This is a genomic window from Simiduia sp. (assembly GCF_058345725.1).
This window is the reverse complement of sequence record NZ_JBTUOC010000029.1, coordinates 54,013-75,672: the sequence shown is the minus strand read 5'-3', so window position 1 is coordinate 75,672 and position 21,660 is coordinate 54,013. Positions and strand designations below refer to the sequence as shown.

Below are 21,660 nucleotides of genomic sequence, written 5' to 3'. Positions count from 1 at the left end.
AGGTTATCGCGGTGAATCAGCTCCACTTCGTCCATGTAGCCCAGTATCTCCTCAATGCGCTCACTTGGCTGCCCGGCAATCCGGCGCGCATCCAGCGCACAGTAATTTACCAATCCACGCGCCACCTCGTTGCCCTCGCGGTCCAGGCAGAGCACCATGTCGCCGCGATTAAAGCTGCCAAACACATCGGTCACCCCCACTGCCAACAGGCTTGAACCCTGCTCGCGCAAGCTTTCTACGGCACCGTCATCCAGAATAATCTCACCACAGGTTTGCAAGTGACCAGCCAGCCAGTTTTTGCGCGCCGTCTGCGGCTCTTCGTCCGATAGCAGCAGCGTACCCAGCGCCTCGCCCTCGGCCAAGCGATCAATAACATTGGGAATTCGGCCGCCAACAATCACCGTGTGCGTGCCTGAAAGCGCCGCCAGGCGCGCAGCGCGCACCTTGGTCACCATGCCGCCGCGCCCGAGCGCGCCCCCGTCGCCAGCCATTTCGTCCAAGCGCTCATCGCTCGCCGGCACCCTGTCCAGCAGCTTGGCGTTGGGATTGCTGCGCGGATCATCCGTGTACATACCATCCTGATCGGTTAGCAGAATCAGCACGTCAGCTTCCACAATGTTGGCCACCAGGGCGCCCAGCGTATCGTTGTCACCAAAGCGGATTTCATCGGTGACCACTGTGTCATTTTCGTTGACGATGGGCACCACGCCCAAGTCGATTAGCGTCTTGATGGTGGAGCGCGCATTCAGGTAGCGCTCCCGCGAGGCGAGGTCGTCGTGCACCAGCAGAATTTGTGCCGATTGAATATCGTACTTGAGGAACTCTTTCTCGTAGTTATGCACCAGCGCCATCTGCCCCACTGCTGCTGCCGCCTGCAGCTCATGCATCGCGTGGGGCCGTCGATCCCAGCCCAGTCGCCGCATACCGGCCGCCACGGCGCCAGAGGACACCAGCACCAGCTCGATGCCCTGCGCGCGCAGCCGCGCCATCTGCTCCACCCAACCAGCTATGGCAGGCTTATCCAGACCACGACCGTTGTTGGTGAGCAGCGAGCTGCCAATTTTAACTACCCAGCGCTGCTTGTTGAGCAGCTCTTTCCGTTTACCACTTGTCTCCATAGGTGACCCGCTCCCTATTCAGGTCGGTCTTATCAACTTTAAGGTTCATAAACAAATTCGACGTCGTAGTCGTCTTCGTTCCAATCATCGTCATCATCGTCGTCCTGGCCGGCCGCTTTACGCGCCAACTTACGCGCCCGATAACGTTCGCGCAGCTCGGCAATGCGCTCGCGCGCCTCCTGCTGCATGTGCATTTGCGCCTGTACTTCGGCCTCGGCCAATTCCGGATCTTCGGCCTCGGCCTCCCAGACAGACTCCAGGTGATCCATCAGCTGCCCCGCAAGCGCATCGGTGCCCTGCTGATTAATGCCCGCAATTTTAAACACGCGCCCCTCCCAGGCCAGCGCGTCAACCAGGGCCTGGCAGCGCGCATCAAACTCCGGCTCGGGCAACAAATCGGCCTTGTTTAACACCAGCCAGCGCTCGCGCGACGCCAGCGTAGGGCTAAATGCCTCCAGCTCGCGCACAATCGCCAGGGCATTTTGAATGGGGTCCGTCTCATCGAATGGGGCCATATCCACCAAATGCAAGAGCACCCGACAGCGAGTCAGGTGCTTCAAAAATCGAATACCCAAGCCAGCGCCCTCCGAGGCGCCCTCGATGAGACCAGGCAAATCGGCCACCACAAAACTGCGGTGCGCCTGCACTTTCACCACACCCAGGTTTGGCACTAGGGTAGTAAAAGGGTAGTTGGCCACCTTGGGCTTGGCGGAGCTCACAGCGCGAATAAACGTCGACTTACCGGCGTTCGGCAATCCCAACAAGCCCACGTCGGCCAGGACTTTCAGCTCCAACTTGAGATTGCGCTTTTGCCCCTCGGTGCCATGTGTCGTTTTGCGCGGCGCTCTGTTGGTCGAACTTTTGAAGCGCGTATTACCCAGTCCGTGCCAGCCGCCCTTCGCCACCAGCAGCTGCTCACCGTGGGCGCGCAGGTCGCCCAACACCTCGTTGGTATCGGCGTCGATCACGGTGGTACCCACCGGCACTTTCAATACCACGTCGGCACCCTTGGCGCCCGTGCACTGGCTAGAACCGCCCTTTTGGCCATTTTCGGCCCGATATTTTGGCTGGTAACGGTAGTCAATCAGGGTATTGAGGTTTTCATCGCCCTCGAGATACACGCTGCCACCGTCGCCACCGTCGCCGCCATCGGGGCCACCCTTGGCGACAAATTTCTCGCGGCGAAAGCTCATGAGGCCGTTTCCACCATCACCGGCAGCTACAAAAATAGGTGCCTCATCTACAAACTTCACGCGCTACTCCCGCCCCGCAGGGCCAAATTATCTGGCTAATCAGCTTAGCCAACCGCAGGCATTTAGGCCTGCTGAAACCAACTTTCCAAAACGCAAAAAGCCCTATCGCGTACGACAGGGCTTTTCATACATCAGGCTAAAACCGAAATTATGCAGCAGGAATAATGCTGATGAACTTGCGGTTTTTTGCACCTTTAACTTCAAATTTCACTTCGCCAGTCGCCTTGGCAAACAAGGTGTGATCCTTGCCAACACCTACGTTTTCACCGGCGTGGAACTTGGTGCCACGCTGACGTACCAGGATGTTGCCCGCCAGAACTACCTGGCCACCAAAGCGCTTAACACCAAGGCGTTTACTTTCGGAATCGCGACCGTTGCGCGTACTACCGCCAGCTTTTTTGTGAGCCATGAGTCAATACTCCTCTATTAAGCTTTAATGCCAGTGATTTTAACTTCAGTAAACCACTGACGATGACCTTGACGCTTCATCGAGTGCTTACGACGACGGAATTTAACAATTGTTACCTTGTCACCGCGACCGTGGCTAACGACTTCAGCTGTAACCTTGGCACCTTTCACCAATGGCTCGCCCAGAGAAACCTTGTCGCCATCGGCGATCAGCATAACCTTGTCAAACTCAATGGTTTCACCGGTTGCTACTTCAATTTTCTCTAACTTGAGGGTTTCACCCTCCACTACGCGATGCTGCTTACCACCGCTTTCAAAGACTGCGTACATTTACCGCTCCAATTCACAAAATTGGACGACACGAAGTAGCTTACCCACCAAGGCTCGCGTTTTGTCAACTTGCGTCGTATGCAATTTCAGGGTGCGCGATTCTACTGGAACTGCCCCCACACTGCAAGCCACATCCACTAACGCCAATCTGCAGCCTTGACACCCCTCGGCACCCTGCCTAGCATGCGAGCCGCCCCGATTAGCAAAGTGACCCCAATGCTGCCATTCCATCAAGCCGTCGCCAGCGATTTTGACCAGGTAAACCAACTGATCATCGATCAACTGCACTCCAATGTGGGCCTGGTGGAGAACATCGGCCACTACCTGGTAGAGGCCGGCGGCAAGCGCCTGCGCCCCCTGCTAGTGCTGCTGTGCGCCAATGCGCTGAACTATAAAGAAGAAGCAAGACTGGAACTGGCCGCGATAATCGAGTTTATCCACACCGCCACGCTGTTGCACGACGATGTGGTCGACATGTCCGCGCTGCGCCGCGGCCGGCCCACCGCCAACGCCCAGTGGGGCAACGCGCCGTCAGTGCTGGTGGGCGACTTCCTGTATTCGCGGGCCTTCCAGATGATGGTGCGCATCGGCAACATGGACATCATGGCCATTTTGGCAAATACCACCAACACCATCTCGGAAGGCGAGGTGCAACAGCTGGTCAACGCCAAAAACCCAGACATTTCGGAGGCCGATTACTACACTGTTATTCACAAGAAAACCGCCGCGCTATTCGAAGCCGCCTGTGAAACAGCTGCAGTGATTGCCGGTGCCGACAGCGCCATCCGCACTGCGCTACGCACCTACGGCTACCACCTGGGGCTGGCGTTTCAACTGGTAGACGACGCCCTGGATTACCACGGCGATGCGGCAACTTTGGGCAAAAATGTGGGCGACGACCTGGCCGAAGGCAAACCCACCCTGCCGCTGCTGTACGCCATGCAACAGGGCGACAGTGAGCAGGCCAAACTGATCGCCGACACCCTGCGCGCCGGCGATGCCAGCCAGCTGGCCGCCGTGGTTGCCGTGGTCGAAGCCACTGGCGGCGCGCGCTACACCATGGCTGCCGCCCGCGAGCAGGCGGCGCGCGCCATAGCACAACTGGACGCACTGCCGGCCTCGGAATACAAAACGGCGCTAGAGACGCTGGCCAATTTCAGCGTAGACCGCGACCATTAAGCCCTCCACGCAGGCCACGGTCAGGCTAGACAAGCCCCGCTCAGCCGGTAGAATGGCGGGCTTTGCAGGTTAGGCCTCGCACGGGGCCTGCCAGCCGCAATAAAGGCTCTGATCTGATATTCACGGCCCTCAACCCTAAATAGGCGACATATGATCCCTGAAGATAGAAAGAACGCCTACGCGCGCGACGATCTCCTCGAGTGCGGCCACGGCCGTATGTTTGGCCCCGGCAATGCTCAGCTGCCCGTACCCAACATGCTGATGCTGGACCGTATCACCCACATTTCAGATCAAGGCGGCGAATTCGGAAAAGGCGAAATCATCGCCGAATTGGATATCACACCCGATCTGTGGTTTTTTGACTGCCACTTCCCCGGCGATCCCGTCATGCCCGGCTGCCTGGGTTTAGACGCCATGTGGCAACTGGTTGGCTTCTTTCTGGCATGGAAGGGCAACCCAGGCCGCGGTCGCGCACTGGGTTCAGGCGAGGTGAAATTTACCGGCCAAATTCTGCCAACCGCCAAAAAAGTCACCTACCATATCAATCTGAAACGCGTGATCGAACGCAAATTAATTATGGGTATTGCCGACGGCCGCGTCTCTGTAGACGGCAAAGACATCTACTTTGCCAAGGATCTGCGTGTGGGTTTGTTCAGCAACACCGATTCTTTCTAAATTCTGAACACCGCAGCACGCCCGCCGGCTCGCCGGCCCGCAAGAACAACAGGCTGCACACCGGCGCCGTACAAGTGTGCGGCCCGGGTTACGATAATTAGAGGTCTCTTATGAAACGCGTTGTAGTTACCGGCTTAGGCATCACTTCCTGTCTGGGAACTGACAAAGCTTCGGTTACCGAAGCCCTGCGCGAGGGCCGCTCCGGCATTCGCTTCAAACAAGAATACGCCGACATGGGCTTTCGCAGCCAAGTGGCCGGTGTGGTTGATATCGACCTGAAAGAGCATATCGATCGCAAAACGCTGCGTTTCATGGGCGACGCCGCCGGTTATTCCTACGTGGCCATGCAGCAGGCGATTACCGATGCGGGCCTGAGCGAAGACCAGGTGTCCAATGAGCGCACCGGCCTGATCATGGGCTCGGGCGGCGCCTCCTCTGCCAATCTGGTGGAATCAGCCGACATTGCCCGCGAAAAAGGCATCAAGCGCGTGGGACCCTACCGCGTCACCCAAACCATGGGCTCCACAGTGTCGGCCTGTTTGGCGACGCCATTCAAGATTAAGGGCTACAACTACTCCATCAGCTCCGCCTGCGCCACCAGTGCCCACTGCATTGGCAACGCCATGGAACTCATTCAGATGGGCAAGCAAGACATCGTATTCGCCGGCGGTGGCGAAGAAGAGCACTGGACATTGACAGCCCTGTTCGACGCCATGGGCGCCCTGTCCACCAAATACAACGACACACCCGAAAAGGCCTCGCGCGCCTACGACGCCAACCGCGACGGCTTCGTCATCGCCGGTGGTGGCGGTTGCTTGGTGCTGGAGGAGTACGAGCACGCCAAAGCGCGCGGTGCGAAAATCTACGCAGAACTGGTAGGTTACGGCGCCACTTCCGACGGCTATGACATGGTTGCCCCCTCTGGCGAAGGCGCCGAGCGCTGCATGAAAATGGCCATGTCGACCGTGTCCGGCGAAATCGACTACATCAACTCCCACGGCACCTCGACGCCCGTCGGCGACGTAGCTGAACTGGGCGCCATCCAGCGCGTGTTTGGCGGCAAATCGCCCGCCATCAGCTCCACCAAGTCGCTGACAGGCCACTCGCTGGGCGCCACCGGTGTGCAAGAGGCCATCTACTGCCTGCTGATGATGGAGAATGAATTCCTGTGTGCCAGCGCCAATGTCGAGACGCTGGACGAGGCAGCCTCTGGACTCAACATCCTCACCGAGCGCAAAGACATTGGCATCAAGCGCGCCATGTCTAACAGCTTTGGTTTTGGTGGCACCAATGCCTGCCTAGTGTTTGAGAAGCTCAGCTAAACACTCGGCGCATTCAGCTCACCCACAAAAAAGGCGCTGTTGAAGCGCCTTTTTTGTGGGTGAGCGTTAGGCTCCGGAGCGTGGCTAGGCTTCCGCTTCCGCCAGCAGACCCTTCATGGCCAACCAGCGGTGCACCACGGGCTTTAATCCCTGGCGCCAGGAGCGCGGCTGAATACCAAAATTTTCACGCAAGCGCCGCATTTCCAGTACCGCACTGTTGTCGGTGGGCGTCTCCACCTCCTCTAACTGCAGCTCGCGCCCGGTATCCGCCATCACCATATCGCGCACCTTGCTAGCGAACACCATTTCAGAGCAGACATCACTGCTACCAAAGTGCATCACGCCCCAATTTTCAGCGCCGTAAATAATTTGCTGGGTCATGGCGTAAACGGCGCGCACTACGTCGGCCACCATCACCGGTGTGCCGCGCCACTGGTCGCTCACCACCGTGGAGCGCCCCGCCTCAAAATCGGCCAGCAAGCGCGCCAATAAGCTGCCACCTTCGGTCGACAATACCCAGCTGGAGCGCAACACTAGCGTCTGCGGCAGCGCGCCCAACAGAGCCTGTTCGGCGGCGTGAAATACCCGCGCCAGATCGGTTTCGGCCTTTGGCGCATCAAGCTCGCCGTGGCTCACCCGCCCCTCGCCGTGAAAGACGCGATAGCTAGACAGGTGCACCACTGTGGCGGACGAGCCACCAACACACCGAGCCAGACACTCGGCGCCGTCGGCCAACAGATCTGGCTTAACGGCAGCACCCTCGCCCCAGCCGGTGGTATTCAGTATTAGATGCGGTTTAATGTCGGCCAGGTAACTGCGAACTTGCGCTTCATCGGTCCAGCTGAGCTCGGCCGGGTGGTCCGACACAAAGCGAAACGTCGTGGACTCGAATTTATGGCGCAAGCCCGTCCCCAAGGGGGAGCCTGTGTCTGTTAATAAAATGTTTATGGCCATAACTGCACGGAATCGACAAAATACTCAATTGGCGAGCCCCCTACTTTACAAGGCCCACAAGCCAATGACGAGTCACATTTTGTATTTAGAGGCGGTACTTTCACCGCTGGGTTGAACCGCCATGGCCCTCACAACCTACGCTGCCGATACGCCACAGCGCACCGAGGCCCCACAATTTTGACTATAGTAGACCCACACCTTATGCACCGCCTGCCGTACAGGGTAAACTGGGCGCCAAGCTACACGGACGACAGCCATCCATGGAATTCTCTCAAGTCTCGCTGACTGCGTTTTTAAGTGCCGCCATTCTCGCCTGGGTGTTGAGTGCAGTACTTTTCACCTTGCGGCAAAAAAATGCCCTGCTGGCGGGATTTGCCATTGCGGCCATCGTGCACGGCATCAACATGGGCGCCATCGCCCTCACCTTTAGCCGCCTGAATTTTTCACCCTACTATGTACTGGTCGTAGAGTGCTTGCACTTTGCCTTTTGGAGCCTGGCGTTGCGCAACCTACTGGTGGGCACCACCCGGCAAAAACTGCCTCCCAGCCTAAAAATGTTATTTGGCTTGGCCTGGCCCGTCACCGCCATTGTCATGATTGCCGCTCTGGCCCAATTCGAGCCCCTATATCACTTCTCTACCTGGCTGGTATTAATGCTGTCGGTGGCCTGCCTGGTGGGTGTCGAACAAGCCTACCGCTACGCCACCCAGAACAACCGGCCCAACAAACTTATCTGCATCTGCCTGGGCTCACTGTTTTTGTACGACGTCTACCTGTACAGCCATGCCATCATTTTCCAGGAATTTGACCCACTGCTGTGGCAATCGCGCGCCGCCGTTTCCATTGGCGTCACATTATTTTTATCGCTGGGCATGCAGCTGCTCGGCCACCAGGTGCCCCTACCCGCCAGCATCGCCCTGTCGCGCCCAATTGCGTTTTACACCACCTCGCTACTGGCTGTGGGCTCGCTGTTTATGGTGCTGGCGCTGGGCGGTTACTACGTGCGTATATACAGCGGCAACTGGGGCTCGGTGGTCTACAGCATCGTATTGATTGGCGCATCGCTACTGATATTGACGCTCCTAGTCTCCTCCCGGCTGCGCGCGCGCCTGTCGGTACAGCTCAACAAACACCTATTCCGGCACAAATACGACTACCGCAGCGAGTGGCTGCGGCTCATCAACTTTTTGGCCATGCCCACAGAGGATGGCAACGAGGCCAACCAGCGCGCCTTTTTAGCCGCCACCTCCATCACCAAAGCCCCCGGCGGCGCACTCTGGATTCGCCAATCCGACCACTATGTGCCGGTCTTCCAGCTGGGGCTGAACAGCCAACTGCATTTGGCCAAAGAGCCGGCCAACAGTAAATTTTGTAAAACACTACTGAAATCCGAATGGGTCTTTTTCCCCGCGGCAAAAGACAACCAGACGCTCAGCCAGCACAACGAACAACTGCCGCTGTGGGTAGAAAATATCGAAGGCCTGTGGCTGATATTTCCATTAATTGCCGGCACGGAACTGATTGGCTTTATGGCGCTCAGCGAGCCCCAAACCGGCACTCCGCTAACCTGGGAAGACTTAGATCTACTAAAAACCACCGGGCGCCAGCTGGCGAGCTATCTGAAACTGCATCAGCAATCTGAAGAACTGGTGGAAAATCGGCAGTTCGACACTTACAACAAGCTGGTGGCCTTCATCATCCACGACCTAAACAACCTGATTGCCCAACAGGCACTGGTGGTAAAAAACGCCGAAAAACACAAAAGCAACCCGGATTTTATCGACGACGCCATTGTCACCATTAGCAGCTCCGTAGAACGCATGCGCAACCTGCTTAAAAAACTCAAGCGCAACAGCAGCGAACTGATTCAGGAAGTGCGAATTTACGACGCCGTCAAGCAGGCCATTGCCGAGTGCCAGAGCGGCCGACAAATCCTAACCAGCGACCTGCAGCGGGGCGAACACTGCCTGCACGCCGACATGATGCGCCTGGTCATGACCATCAGCCATTTCATTAAAAACGCCCAGGATGCCACCAGCGAAGATGGCAGCGTCCATGTTACACTTTCGCTTTCGGACGACAGCGCCACCATCGTCATTAGCGACACGGGTTGCGGCATGGATTGGGATTTCGTCAACAACCGGTTGTTCCGGCCCTTTGACACCACAAAATCCGGCAAGGGCATGGGTATTGGCGCCTATTTATCGCGCGAATATATCAAGGAACTCAAGGGTAGCCTGGATGTATACAGCCAGGTAGGCCAAGGCACAAAAGTTACCTTTTCCGTGCCGGTGCACCAACCCACGGACGCGCTGACAGAGCAAGGAAACCGCAAGCACTATGAGCCATTCAACGGATAAACCCATTCTTCTCATTGTTGAGGACGATCGCGGTTTACAAAGCCAATTGCGCTGGCACTTCGACCAGTATGAAACCGTGTTTGCAGAAACACGCGACGAAGCCTGTGCGGCACTGCGCAAGCACGAGGCGGCGGTGGTCATCCAAGACCTTGGGCTACCGCCAGATGCGGACGGCACCGACGAAGGCTTCCAGTGTGTACAAGATATCTTGCGTATTTCACCACACACTAAAATTATCGTCATGACCGGTAAAACCGGCCACGAGCACGCTGTCACCGCCATTGGCCTGGGCGCCTACGACTACTACCAAAAGCCGGTAGATCCCAATGCCCTAGACTTGATCGTGCAGCGCGCATTCCACATCCACCAGCTGGAAGCTGAAAACCGACGACTGCAGGAGGTACAGCAACAACCGCTGCACGGCTTGATCACCAATGACCCAACCATGCTGAAGATTTGCCGCACGCTGGAAAAAATCGCGCCGACCAACGTCACCTGCTGCATCCTGGGTGAAAGCGGCACCGGCAAGGAAGTCATGGCGCGCGCCATTCACCAGCTATCGCCGCGCGCCAATCAGCGCTTTGTGGCCATAAACTGTGCCGCCGTGCCAGAAAATCTTATTGAAAGTGAATTGTTCGGCTACGAAAAAGGCGCCTTTACCGGGGCCGCTAAACAAACGCTGGGCAAGATAGAAGCCGCCAATAACGGCACCTTATTTCTGGATGAAATTGGCGATATGCCGCTCAACCTACAAGCCAAATTATTGCGCTTCTTGCAGGAGCGGGTGATAGAGCGGCTGGGTGGCCACAAGGAAATTGCCGTCGACGTACGCGTAGTGTGCGCCACCAACAAAAACCTGGAAACCATGGTTGCCGAAGGCACCTTCCGGGAGGATCTTTACTATCGAATTAGCGAAATCACCGTGCCCATCCCTCCCCTGCGTCAGCGCAACGGCGACAAGGTACTGCTGGCGCGCCACTTCAAGCGCCGCTTTGCCAAGGAGCACGATCAGCTAATTACCAACTTCACCGCAGAGGCCATTGCCGCCATCGAGGCGCACAACTGGCCAGGCAACGTGCGGGAAATGGAAAACAAAATTAAACGCGCCGTCATCATGGCTGACAGCAAAATGATCAACTGCGATGACCTGGGGCTGGTTCAAACCCAAGAGCTCAGCCTGAATTTACGTCAGGTGCGCAGCGAGGCAGAGAAAGGCGCTATTCAGCAGGCGCTCAGCATGTCGGACAACAACATTTCTACCGCGGCAAAGCTCCTGGGAATCACGCGGCCCACTTTTTACGACCTGCTGAAAAAGTACGACATCAACCACACGCCCAACAGCTGAAGCCGCCCTCCCCACCAAAAACGAGACGAGCGTCACACACTGGCCTGTTGGCGTCTCGTTCCCTTGTGCTGCCCCGACAAAAGGTCACAATCAAAGCTAATAAAAATATAGATTTTAATTCAGATGTATCCTATGAAAATCTACCTTTTTTTGAGCTTGACGGTGGTATTCGCCCTGTCCGCCTGTGGGGGAGGTGGCGCTAGCGATGGCAGCGCCGCCGTCAAACCCAGCCCCACACAAACACCCACTCCAACCCCAGAGCCCGAGCCCGAGCCCGAGCCCGAGCCCGAAGACTATATTCAGGGCCAGGCATTAATTAGCTGGCAACTACCCACTCTGCGCGAAAACGGCGAGCCGCTGCAACCCCACGAAATTGGCGGGTTTGAGGTGCGCTATCGCAAAGTCGGCGAGCCCGATTTCACGTACATCGTCTACGAGGGGCTGGCCGCCACTTCGCACACATTTGACAGCCTTTTGGGCGTGTATGAATTTCAAATTGCGGCCTACGACACCAATGGCTTATACAGCCAATTTGTGGATCTCACACCCCTGCATTAGCGGCATAGCAATTGGCTACTTATAGTCTAAGTGATTGAAAGCAAAAGTAATTTAAACATCGCTTGAAACAACCACTCCCAGTGTCGGCGTCTTTTACACTAGCGATTTAAGACGCCAATTTCCTGCCATATTAAGCCGTTGAAAAGCTTGTAATTTTACGCGCGCGGCACAGCTTATGCTTCCCAATTCCCTGCGTAATAAACCACCGCAAACCTGAAAACATGGAAGGTGTCATCATGAATTGTTTTAAAACTCTCTTTATCGCTGCCGCCTTTGCGCTGACGGCTGGCACAGCACAAGCCACCCTGCTGGATTTTGCATCGGACGCTAATACCATGGAAAAAGGCTACAGCACGCTGACCTACTCGTCGTGGTTTAACGTCAACATAAAGGGCCACTCTGCCGCGGGCAGTGCCTACGCTTACATGGATGCCGGATACGGTGGATTGGGCGTGTGTAAAGCGCTCACTACTACGGCCCAGTGCACCCCCTCCAACGATGACAACACCACCACTGGCGAATGGCTGACGTTCGTATTTGACACAGACGTCTTGATCAAAAACCTGTGGGTTAACAACTACCACGACGACGACAAGTCCCTTATTGGCGACAAAATAACCATTGCCAATGGCGGCCCTGCATTCCAGGTGGCCGGCAAGGACTCTGAAAAGCCCCTGGGCAGTTACACCAGCGCCACCAGCATCGGCTCTTTCTACGTGAGTGCTGGCACAGCCTTCACCATGGCTTATTTTGACGAGGAGTTCTATGTCACGGCGATGGAAGTCGTGGGCGTGCCCGAAGCAGGCACACTGGTGCTGTTTGTACTCGGCCTTGTGGGCTTAGGCATCGTGCGCCGCCGCGCAAGCAGCTAGCCGCACCGAGCGCACATTCCAAGGGCCCAGTGGGCCCTTTTTAATTGTCGACATAATTTACACGCCCCTGCTTTATTGCTACTTGCTACTGAGCTAAACCCCTTAAAAACAAGAGGTTATTAAGATTGGCTTGGTTCTTGCTGAATATACATCGAGCTAGACTAACTAGCGTTAACCAACACTTATCATTTTGCGTCCACAGGAAGGATCAATCATGAAAGGTTTTATAAAGTCCGCCCTTGTTGGCGGTGCGCTCATCGCGTCATCACTGGCCAGCGCTAGTGTTGTAGTTAATTACAACTCTAACGCAGCAGCCGGCGAAGCGGCGTTCATGGCGTTTTTAGCGGGTCCTACCGTTGTCGAAAACTTCGACAGCCTGGGTGGCGCCACCGTCGACAACGGCACAGACCAAGGCTCTTGGGAAAATCGTGCCGCCAGCTTTAGCACCAACGTCGGCACCTTCTCTCTCATTACCGCGGGTAATGGCGGCGCTAACCTCCACAACAACGAGCTGATGATTGAAAGCGCTGAAACCGGCGAGTTTGGTCGCGAAGCCCTGTCCAACTACACTGGCGACCTGTGGCTAGACAGCAACGATGCTCGCAAGGTTAGCTGGAACTTCGACAACTCAGCTACCACTGGCATGAATGCTTTCGGCTTTTTCATGGCAGACGCCTCCGATGTTGGCGCGACACTGACTCTGCTGTTTGATGACGGCACCTACTCAGATTCGTTCACCATATCGCCCTACTTAGCCAGCGGCAACATGGGCTATGTGTCTGTGATGAGCAGCATGACCATTCAGGGCGCCACACTGAGCTTCAACAACAGCAATGGCAACGACGGCTGGGGTATCGACGATATCACCGTAGGTCGCCTGCCAGAGCCAGGTACTTTCCTGCTACTGGGCTTAGGCCTGCTGGGCTTGGGCGCCGCGCGTCGCCGCCAGGCATAAGCCACAGCTGCAACTGCTTCCCCAAGCCGGGCTTATGCCCGGCTTTTTTTCGGGTCAAGCATCGGCGCACACACCAAGTACGCACGCACCAATCTGTAATTTACGCAAAATTTCAGGTAGAATTACGCGTCAAATTTAGCCCGGCTAAACGCACATGGAAGTTAAAATAACGGCGTATTCCGAGCCCCCAGAACGCGGGCTTAAGGATGTCACTCCCCTGTTGGCTATTGCGGCGCTGCCTGCGCTGTTTCTGCCCACTTTCACGAGCCTTGCGTATAAGTGGTCGCAGTGGACCGAGGGCCTCTCGCACGGCTACTTGCTGATCGCCATATTTATTTATCTGGTATACAAAACCCTGCCCTTTGGCGCCTCGCCCAATACATTAACTCAGCGCCTATTTACCGGCCTGTTGTTAGCCGGCACTTCCTGTGCCTGGGCGGTATTTGCGTTGATCGATATCAATCTGCTGGCCGAATTTGCCGTAATGGGCTGCTTACTGTTGTTTATCGCTCACGTTTATGGCATCCGCTCAGCCTGGCAACACCGCTTTTTATTATTGCTGCCCCTGTTTGCCATCACCTTTTGGGATCACCTGAATACGCCGCTCGTTAATTTGAGCGGCAGCATGGTGGGCGAAATGGTGCGCATGATAGACATTCCCGCCGTGATTGATGGCAGCAGTATTTTCATTCCCTACGGCCATATCGTTATCGCCGACGGCTGCTCTGGCCTGCGCTACTTCATCATAGCGTTGGCCATGGGCTATCTAATCAGCTACCTCAATGGCTACTCCGAACGCGGCTACATGGCCACTCTATTAATCGCTGCACTACTGGCTTTAATCAGCAATTGGTTGCGCATCTTCATTCTCATTTTGGTGGGCTATTTTACCGAGATGGAAAGCTCGCTCATGAAAGAGCACGACATGTTCGGTTGGCTCCTATTCGCAGCTATCTGCTTTCCAGCACTCTATTTTGCACCTGTCAAAAAGGCGGAAGTGCCTGCCGCCAGCAGCACTAGAGCGCGGCCGTCACTGGCAGCCGTTCTGCTCGCCTTTGGACTACTCGGCACCGGTCCCCTGATATACTGGTTCAGCAGTGCACCGGATACCGCAGCTGTAGGCCAGCCGCTAACTGCCCCTGGACTCAGCCCCGCTGCCATAGCCAGCGAACAATTACATGTGTCTATGTCTGCAGTGGATTTTCCACCTTCACAGCAAACCTACGCGCGCATAGGTGATGCCTTTATCACGATAAACCAATCGCTACGCAACCAAAAAGGGCAAAAGCTCGTGCCCTATCTGGGCGACCTGTATAACAAAGAACTGTGGGCGCAACTACCCGCCGAACACGACTCCGATACGCTTCCTGTGAGCAACAGCGCCACCGTGCTGCGCGCCAAAGGTGGTCTGCTGCGCGTAGCCCAAGTGCAGTGGTTTAACGTGGGGCCGTTCAGTACCGGCTCCAGCACGCAGGCCAAATTGCTGCAAATTCCTGCAATACTCACAGGCCACAATCGTTTTCAAATGGTAACTTTGCGGGCCCAGTGCACCGAAGAAGACTGCCAGCACGCCTTTGCTCAACTCAGTGGGCACGCCCACTCACTTTACGCAACCATGAAGGATCACTGATGGAACTGCTGTTCTGGCTGTCTGCCGTAATATTGGGTTATATCTACTTTGGCTACCCGCTACTTTTGCGACTGCTGCCTAAGATCGACCGTCCAGCGGCGGCGCCAGCACCCGAGCAACCCAGCGTCACTGTGATTATTCCCGCCTTTAACGAAGCAGCACACATCGCCGCCACCGTGCAAAACAAACTGACTCAAGACTACCCTGCCGACAAACTTCAGGTGGTGGTGGTTTCCGACGAGTCCGAAGACGGCACCGACGAAATTGTGCAGACGCTGGCAGGCGAGCACAGCAACCTCACGTTGCTGCGCCAAAGTCCGCGCCAGGGAAAAACTGCCGGCCTGAATTTAGCCATGGCGCAAATCACCTCAGACATTGTGGTTTTTTCAGACGCAAACAGCCACTACGCACCCGATGCCATCACGCAATTGGTGCGCTGTTTTGCCGACACCAGCGTTGGTTATGTAACCGGCAAGATGGTGTACACCAACAGCGATGGCTCACTCGTGGGCGATGGTTGTAGCGCCTACATGAAATACGAAAATCACCTGCGCAGCCTGGAAACAAAAACTGGATCAGTAGTCGGTGTCGATGGCGGTATCGATGCAATTCGCCGCGAACTCTACCAGCCTATGAATGCCGACCAACTGCCCGACTTTGTTCTGCCTTTAAAAGTCGTCAGCCAGGGCAAGCGCGTTGCCTATTGCGAGGCGGCCCTGCTCAACGAAGACGCGCTCAACAACAGCCAGTCGGAATTTAAAATGCGCGTGCGCGTTTCCCTGCGCGCCTACTGGGCACTTTGGGACATGCGCCACCTGTTCAATATTAAACAGTATGGCGTCTTCAGCGTGCAATTGATGTCGCACAAACTTTTGCGATACTTGGCCTTTATTCCACTTATTGCCGCCTTGATTAGCAGTGCACTCTTAAGCGGCGGCAGTGCATTCTACGCCCTGGCGTTTTTTGGTCAGCTGTTTTTTTACGGAGCCGCCGTCTATGCCAGCGCCACCGAAAGTCAAAATAGATGGCTGGGCTTGGCCGCCTATTTTAGCCTGATAAATTTTGCCGCCATGTTGGCCTTTGGCAGCTTTGTTAAAGGCAAAAAGATTGTCATGTGGAAGCCACGGGTGGGTTAGCAGCGTGAATATAGTCATAATGGTGGACGCGCTGCACAGTATTGCTGCCGGCAGCGAGCGCCAAATTTACAAGCTCATCTGCGGCCTATTAGACGCCCACCAACCGGTAACACTGGTGCTGCTGCGCCACACGCCGTTTACCGAAAAACTTACTGATTTTCCTTGCCGGATTATCAGCCTGAACATTCCTCGCTTGGCCAGCCCCTTTGCCCTGAAAACCCTGTGGTCGTTTCGACGCCAGCTAAAAGACTGGCGCACTACCACGCTGCACGCCTGGCTGCCCGAGAGCTGCTTGATTGCGCCCTTACTGCTCAAAAACCCCAGCATGCATGTGATCACCTCGCGACGCGACATGGGGCTGATATATCGCGGTAAACCCGCCTGGTTATACCGCCTCGCTAATATTCGGGCAGATGCCGTAATCTCAAATGCGCAAGCCGTAGCAGAGTACATTCGGCACCGCGAAGCCCTGCCCGCTAAACGCAGCAAGGTGATATATAACGGCTTAGACGACTATGCGGCGCCTCAACACAGCGTGCCGGCGGTATTCAAGCGTCCAGACAGCCTAAAGTTAATATTGGTAGCCAATATTAAACCGGTAAAACGCACACTAGATGCCGTCAACGCGGTTTTACAATTGAACGCTCAGGGCCTCTGCGTGGAATTGGCCCTGGTGGGCGAACTACAAGATACTACCTATGTGAGCAGTATTAAAAATACCATCGCCGCCGGCCAGGGCGACAACCATATTCACTGGCTGGGCTCAGTAGCAGAACCCCGGCAATTATTGCCCCAGGCCGACATCGGGCTGCTGGTCAGCGACTCTGAAGGGCTATCTAACACAGTAATGGAATACATGCAGGCAGGACTCGCCGTGGTTGCCACAAATGTAGGCGGCAATCCCGAGCTGATCCAACATGAGCACAATGGCCTGTTAGTAGCCAAGGGCGATACTGCCGCCCTGGCTGCGGCCATCACTCAGCTGGGCGAAAACCCATCTGTCAGGCAAACCATGGGACGCATTTCTCAACAGCGCATTGCAACCCACTTTTCGTTAGACACCATGGTGCAGCAGCACCTTACACTCTACCGCGCACCCGATGCCGCTCTGGTACCGATGAATACCGGGTCGCAATCACCCAAGGCCATGAAACAGGAGCAGGCATAATGCTGAACAGCCACTGGCTAGGTAAGCTCGCCTATACCGCTTGGGACAAAAAAGAAGGCGGCCACCGCTTGCGCGAATACCAGGCCCTCAAGCGCCACCAATACCTGGCACCAAACGCACTGCAAGCACACCAGCAACAACGTCTCAATCAGCTTTTACAACACGCTTGGCAGCACAGCGATTGGTACCGCCCCATACTGGAAGCCTCGGGCTACGCGCCAGACGCTAGTTGGACAGCTGCAGATTTACTTCGCCTGCCTATCACAACCAAAGCGGACATCCGCGACAACACCGACATGTTCATCGCGAACAATTATCAAAAGCACGCGCTCGTACGCGCTAAAACCGGTGGCTCCACCGGCGTGTCGCTGAACTTGTTTTTTGATGAACACTGCCAAGCCCTGCGCAACGCTGCACAAATGTACGCCGATAATCTGGCAGGCTGGCAGATAGGAGATCGAGTCGCCGCGGTGTGGGGCAACCCCCCAAAACCCAGCGGCGCCAAAGCAAAACTGCGCGCGACATTACTCGATCGCATGATTTATCTCGACACCATGGATCTCAATCCTCACAGCATGGGAGCATTTGTACAGCAATGGAGGGTTTTTAAACCACAAGTCATCTTCGGCCACGCCCACTCTATTTATATTCTTGCCAACTACCTGCTGGAGCACAATATCACCAGCGTGCGCCCAACCGGCGTGGTAGCCACTTCGATGATGCTGCTAGACCACGAGCGCCAGGCCATAGAAGCGGCTTGCGGCTGCAAGGTGACCAACCGCTACGGCTGCGAAGAGGTTGGCCTGATAGCCGTGGAATGCGAACAACATCAAGGCATGCACATCAATAGCCCCCACATTATTCTGGAAAGCCTGAACGCACAAGACAAGCCGGCCGCCGCACAGGAAGCTGGAAAACTGGTCATAACGGACTTAAACAACTTTGGCATGCCGCTCTTGCGCTATCGAGTTGAAGACGTAGGCGTTCTTAGCCAACGCCAGTGCAGCTGTGGACGCACCACTCCGCTGCTCGAGCGCCTAGAGGGACGTGTGGCCGACTTTCTTAAAAAACCCGACGGCGGCCAAGTGGCCGGCGTGTCACTGGTAGAGCGCACCCTAACCAAAGTACCAGGCGTGGCGCAAATGCAATTGCTGCAGGAAGACCTACACGAAATTCAAATAAAGCGCGTTAAAGGCAAAGAATTCAATAACCAAACAGATACAACGCTAATTGAAGAGTTCCGCCAGGTATTCCCAGAAAGCGTCACCCTCACCATACAAAACGTAGACCAGATACCCCAAGAGGCCTCTGGCAAATACAGGTTTTCAATATGTCGCATTTAGTGGAAAAAATATGATGAAAAAAATGCTGACAAACGCCATATACCTGCTTGGTCTTGATGGTATAGCGCGCATAACTAGAAAATATAGGCCAACTATATTGATGTACCATCGAATAACAGATGATCCAAATGTCCCTGGAATTACACCAAAGGTGTTTGAAAGCCAGTTGAAGTATCTTGCGAAACACTTTAACTTTGTCACAGCAAATGAATTAGCAACCGCTATTGCTAAAAATCGCTGCCCAGAGTACGCAATATGTTTAACTTTCGATGATGGTTATTCAGATTTTTATGAAAACGCTTGGCCGCTAATAAAAAAATATAACGCCAAAGCATCTTTTTACGTAACGACGGGATTTATTGAGGGTGAATGCTGGCTATGGCCAGACTTGCTTAGGCACATAATTTTCACAACCCAGAACAGATACATAAACTTAAGTAAGTTTGGATCAGTAGACTTATCTAACGAAAACAAAAATAACACCTGGAATAAATTAGCCACATATTGCTTGAAGCTAAACAACAAAGAGCGCAGCACATTTATAAGCGAACTAGCTAAATCTCTTTCAGTAGATACGGCTATATTACCTTATGAAAGATACAGACCTGTTTCTTGGCCTCAAATACTAGAAATGGCAAATGAAGGGCTTGAAATAGGCAGCCATACAATTAGCCATCGCATCCTGGGCAATCTTCCCTCCGACGAACTATACACCGAATTAAAAGTATCCAAAGATAAAATAGAATCAATGCTCGGCGAAAATATTTACGGGATATGTTACCCAAATGGCATGTCTAGTGACTTTAATATAGAAACTATTAGCGCTGCGCAAGAAATAGGTTACACATATGGATTATCTGCATACCCTTCAAAACTAACTAAAGCATCTCTAATGTCCCTTGGTCGGTGGTCGCCACCATCAAACATCAACAATTTCAAAAACATGGTTAATGGGATAAGAATAAATGATAATCCAGATGGTCGGCACGTATGAAGGTTATTCATATATTTCAAAGCCAGGGAATCTATGGAAAAGAAAAAATGATCGCCGAACTATGCAAAGCATCTATAGACAAAGGGATAGAAGTCAGCGTAATTAGCTTAAGGAACAAGCCTATAGAGGAAAAAGAAATAGATGGCGAGCTAACAGCCAGGGGAGTTAAAGTTTACGGAATGCCCGTATCGCCAGCGCCAAAAATTCATGAATTTAATGATATTTTAAGCACGATCCGGCTTGAATCACCAGATCTACTACACTGCCACGACTACAAATCCAATATTATCTGTACAATTATTGGAATGCGGTATAACGTTCCAAAAATCACCACCGTCCATGGAAACACAAGTCATAGATTACTTTCAAAAATAACATTGTATCAGCTGATAGATCGCGTCTTCATCAAGCTTTTTGACAAAATCGTATATCTTTATCCATCGCAGCCACCGAAATATGTAAGACCTCCCCAAGAAAAGATATCCTACATTCCAAACGGTTTGTCCGAATCGAAGCGACGAAACTTATGGGACGTAAAAAACAGGCAGAAGTTAATCATCGGATCATTAGGGCGACTATCAAATGAAAAAAACTATCCGCTTTTGATTCAGGCGATCAAGCACATAAAAAGCCTGGGTATAGACGTCAGCTGTATCATTCATGGGGAGGGTCAAAAAGAGAACGAATTAAGGAGGCTAATATCAGAACTAAACCTTGAAGATACAGTAAAAATACGCCCTTACACTAGCGACATCGATACTTTTCTTTGTGACATTGATCTATTTGTTAATTGCTCCACATCTGAAGGAATGCCAATTACGATACTCGAAGCCTTCAGAAATGGTACGCCTGTTATAGCGTCAGATATTGCGGCCAACAGAAACCTATTGAGCAGATTTCATAAGGACTACACTTTTGTTCTATTTAACCTAAATCACATAGATCTAGGGCGCGCCATATGTGAATATCTAAACTCCAAAAGGAAATTGGAGCTATCTGCAGCCTTAAAGTCCTATTTTAACAATAACTTCTGCGCAAGAATAATGTCAGATCGTTATATTTCTATTTACACGGAGCTTACGCGATGAGTTCATCGCCAGAAAAACCCATTTGGTTAACCTGGGAAATACAAACGAGAAACAAAAGTAATGCGAGGATTTTTGATGCGAAACTATTTGAATTAATTTCGAATAGATGGCTACTTATACGCTACCTAACTTTGTCCGTCAAAACATTTATCGTCTTACTAAAGGAGCGTCCAAGTACGTTGTTTGTACAGAACCCGTCATTGATCCTAACCCTAGCAGCTGTAGTCTATAGACCTTTGTTCAGGTATACGCTTGTTGTAGATGCCCATAACTCAGGAATATTTCCTCCTGACTCACCATTATCTTTCCTTCAAAAAGTTGCGGATTGGTGCAATTCTCATGCTGACTTGGTAATCGTTACTAACGAATACTTAGCAAATTATGTAGCCTCTATTTCTGGCACCCCGGCTATACTGCCCGATCCAATTCCCACCATTGAAGCAACAACGAACCCACCACCCTATTCAAATTACATTCTCTTTATTTGTACTTGGGCGAGCGACGAGCCGTACCATGAGATAATTGAAGCTGCAGGTAGACTAAACAATGGAGTTAGCCTCGTCATTACAGGAAACTACCAGAAAGCTCTAAAGCAAGATCAAATAAATTCATTACCAAAAAACGTATTGCTTGCCGGCTTCGTTAGCGAGCTCGATTTCTCACGCCTTTTGAAGAATGCAATTGCAGCCATTGACCTTACAACTAGAGATAACTGTCTTGTGTGTGGAGCATATGAATCCGCTGCCGCAGGTACACCTTGTATAATTACTGATTCAATAGCTGGCAGAGAAATCTTCACCGAAGGCTATATATTTACCAAAAATGATAGAGACTCTATATACCAAGCCATCGAGCAAGCGATATCTCAGTCACAAACCTTAAGGTCCGATATCCACAATTTCAAGGAGTCTCACCAAAAAAGAGTAGTTGCCTTAGTTGAAGAAATATTGCTCCAGATAAGGAAGCGCTAAA

Annotated in this window: 20 protein-coding genes; 15 read left to right on the top strand and 5 right to left on the bottom strand. The window is 53.4% G+C overall.

Going from position 1 to position 21,660, the window contains the following annotated elements:
• From proB to rplU, 4 genes are all read right to left on the bottom strand, one after another.
• On the bottom strand, nt 1–1,118 hold a 1,118-nt coding region (gene proB / locus ACW8F6_RS07410; protein ID WP_491575214.1), incomplete at its 3' end, for a glutamate 5-kinase.
• A gap of 38 nt (nt 1,119–1,156) precedes the next feature.
• Nucleotides 1,157–2,371 (bottom strand): Obg family GTPase CgtA, encoded by a 1,215-nt coding sequence (cgtA, locus tag ACW8F6_RS07405; RefSeq protein ID WP_491575213.1) that lies wholly within the window; start codon nt 2,369–2,371, stop codon nt 1,157–1,159.
• Between the two features lie 148 nt (nt 2,372–2,519).
• On the bottom strand, nt 2,520–2,780 hold the full coding sequence (gene rpmA / locus ACW8F6_RS07400; RefSeq protein ID WP_491575212.1) for a 50S ribosomal protein L27: 261 nt from the start codon (nt 2,778–2,780) through the stop codon (nt 2,520–2,522).
• A gap of 17 nt (nt 2,781–2,797) precedes the next feature.
• Nucleotides 2,798–3,109: a 50S ribosomal protein L21 gene (gene rplU, locus ACW8F6_RS07395; protein ID WP_491575211.1), complete on the bottom strand. Its 312-nt coding sequence runs from the start codon at nt 3,107–3,109 to the stop codon at nt 2,798–2,800.
• Nucleotides 3,110–3,325: 216 nt separating this feature from the next.
• Here rplU and ACW8F6_RS07390 point away from each other — a divergent pair, with 216 nt between their 5' ends.
• The 3 genes from ACW8F6_RS07390 to fabB all read left to right on the top strand — a co-directional run bounded on the left by ACW8F6_RS07390 (nt 3,326) and on the right by fabB (nt 6,285).
• Nucleotides 3,326–4,288 carry a polyprenyl synthetase family protein gene (locus ACW8F6_RS07390; protein ID WP_491575210.1) on the top strand — a complete coding sequence of 321 codons (963 nt, stop codon included), beginning with the start codon at nt 3,326–3,328 and terminating at the stop codon, nt 4,286–4,288.
• A gap of 150 nt (nt 4,289–4,438) precedes the next feature.
• Nucleotides 4,439–4,963 carry a 3-hydroxyacyl-[acyl-carrier-protein] dehydratase FabA gene (gene fabA, locus ACW8F6_RS07385; protein WP_491575209.1) on the top strand — a complete coding sequence of 175 codons (525 nt, stop codon included), beginning with the start codon at nt 4,439–4,441 and terminating at the stop codon, nt 4,961–4,963.
• A 110-nt stretch (nt 4,964–5,073) separates the two neighbouring features.
• Nucleotides 5,074–6,285, top strand: a complete 1,212-nt coding sequence (gene fabB / locus ACW8F6_RS07380) for a beta-ketoacyl-ACP synthase I (protein WP_491575208.1) — start codon at nt 5,074–5,076, stop codon at nt 6,283–6,285.
• 84 nt (nt 6,286–6,369) lie between these two features.
• Here the strand turns inward: fabB and ACW8F6_RS07375 are convergent, their stop codons facing one another.
• Nucleotides 6,370–7,239: a sugar nucleotide-binding protein gene (locus ACW8F6_RS07375; protein WP_491575207.1), complete on the bottom strand. Its 870-nt coding sequence runs from the start codon at nt 7,237–7,239 to the stop codon at nt 6,370–6,372.
• Between the two features lie 260 nt (nt 7,240–7,499).
• On the opposite strand from ACW8F6_RS07375, the gene prsK reads away from it, so the two are divergent.
• The 12 genes from prsK (at nt 7,500) to ACW8F6_RS07315 (ending at nt 21,659) form a co-directional block, all read left to right on the top strand.
• Nucleotides 7,500–9,599, top strand: coding sequence for an XrtA/PEP-CTERM system histidine kinase PrsK (gene prsK, locus ACW8F6_RS07370; protein ID WP_491575206.1), 2,100 nt, complete (start codon nt 7,500–7,502; stop codon nt 9,597–9,599).
• The gene (gene prsR, locus ACW8F6_RS07365; RefSeq protein ID WP_491575205.1) at nt 9,580–10,944 is read left to right on the top strand and encodes a PEP-CTERM-box response regulator transcription factor; all 1,365 of its coding nucleotides are present in this window, start codon (nt 9,580–9,582) and stop codon (nt 10,942–10,944) included. The genes prsK and prsR overlap by 20 nt, the downstream gene beginning before the upstream one ends.
• Nucleotides 10,945–11,076: 132 nt before the next feature.
• Complete coding sequence (locus ACW8F6_RS07360) at nt 11,077–11,502, top strand: fibronectin type III domain-containing protein (protein ID WP_491575204.1); 426 nt, start codon at nt 11,077–11,079, stop codon at nt 11,500–11,502.
• Between the two features lie 236 nt (nt 11,503–11,738).
• Nucleotides 11,739–12,374, top strand: coding sequence for a PEP-CTERM sorting domain-containing protein (locus ACW8F6_RS07355; protein WP_491575203.1), 636 nt, complete (start codon nt 11,739–11,741; stop codon nt 12,372–12,374).
• 214 nt (nt 12,375–12,588) lie between these two features.
• Nucleotides 12,589–13,329 (top strand): PEP-CTERM sorting domain-containing protein, encoded by a 741-nt coding sequence (locus tag ACW8F6_RS07350; protein ID WP_491575202.1) that lies wholly within the window; start codon nt 12,589–12,591, stop codon nt 13,327–13,329.
• A gap of 154 nt (nt 13,330–13,483) precedes the next feature.
• Entirely contained in the window at nt 13,484–14,959 is a 1,476-nt protein-coding gene (xrt, locus tag ACW8F6_RS07345; protein WP_491575201.1) for an exosortase, read from the top strand.
• Nucleotides 14,959–16,095, top strand: coding sequence for a glycosyltransferase family 2 protein (locus tag ACW8F6_RS07340; protein WP_491575200.1), 1,137 nt, complete (start codon nt 14,959–14,961; stop codon nt 16,093–16,095). Before xrt ends, ACW8F6_RS07340 begins: the two co-directional genes overlap by 1 nt.
• Before the next feature lie 4 nt (nt 16,096–16,099).
• On the top strand, nt 16,100–17,263 hold the full coding sequence (locus ACW8F6_RS07335) for a glycosyltransferase (RefSeq protein WP_491575199.1): 1,164 nt from the start codon (nt 16,100–16,102) through the stop codon (nt 17,261–17,263).
• Nucleotides 17,263–18,606 (top strand): phenylacetate--CoA ligase family protein, encoded by a 1,344-nt coding sequence (locus ACW8F6_RS07330; RefSeq protein WP_491575198.1) that lies wholly within the window; start codon nt 17,263–17,265, stop codon nt 18,604–18,606. The genes ACW8F6_RS07335 and ACW8F6_RS07330 overlap by 1 nt, the downstream gene beginning before the upstream one ends.
• A gap of 10 nt (nt 18,607–18,616) precedes the next feature.
• Complete coding sequence (locus tag ACW8F6_RS07325) at nt 18,617–19,600, top strand: polysaccharide deacetylase family protein (protein WP_491575197.1); 984 nt, start codon at nt 18,617–18,619, stop codon at nt 19,598–19,600.
• Nucleotides 19,597–20,688 (top strand): glycosyltransferase family 4 protein, encoded by a 1,092-nt coding sequence (locus ACW8F6_RS07320; protein WP_491575196.1) that lies wholly within the window; start codon nt 19,597–19,599, stop codon nt 20,686–20,688. Before ACW8F6_RS07325 ends, ACW8F6_RS07320 begins: the two co-directional genes overlap by 4 nt.
• Nucleotides 20,685–21,659 (top strand): glycosyltransferase, encoded by a 975-nt coding sequence (locus tag ACW8F6_RS07315; protein ID WP_491575195.1) that lies wholly within the window; start codon nt 20,685–20,687, stop codon nt 21,657–21,659. Before ACW8F6_RS07320 ends, ACW8F6_RS07315 begins: the two co-directional genes overlap by 4 nt.
• Nucleotide 21,660 lies beyond the last annotated feature (1 nt).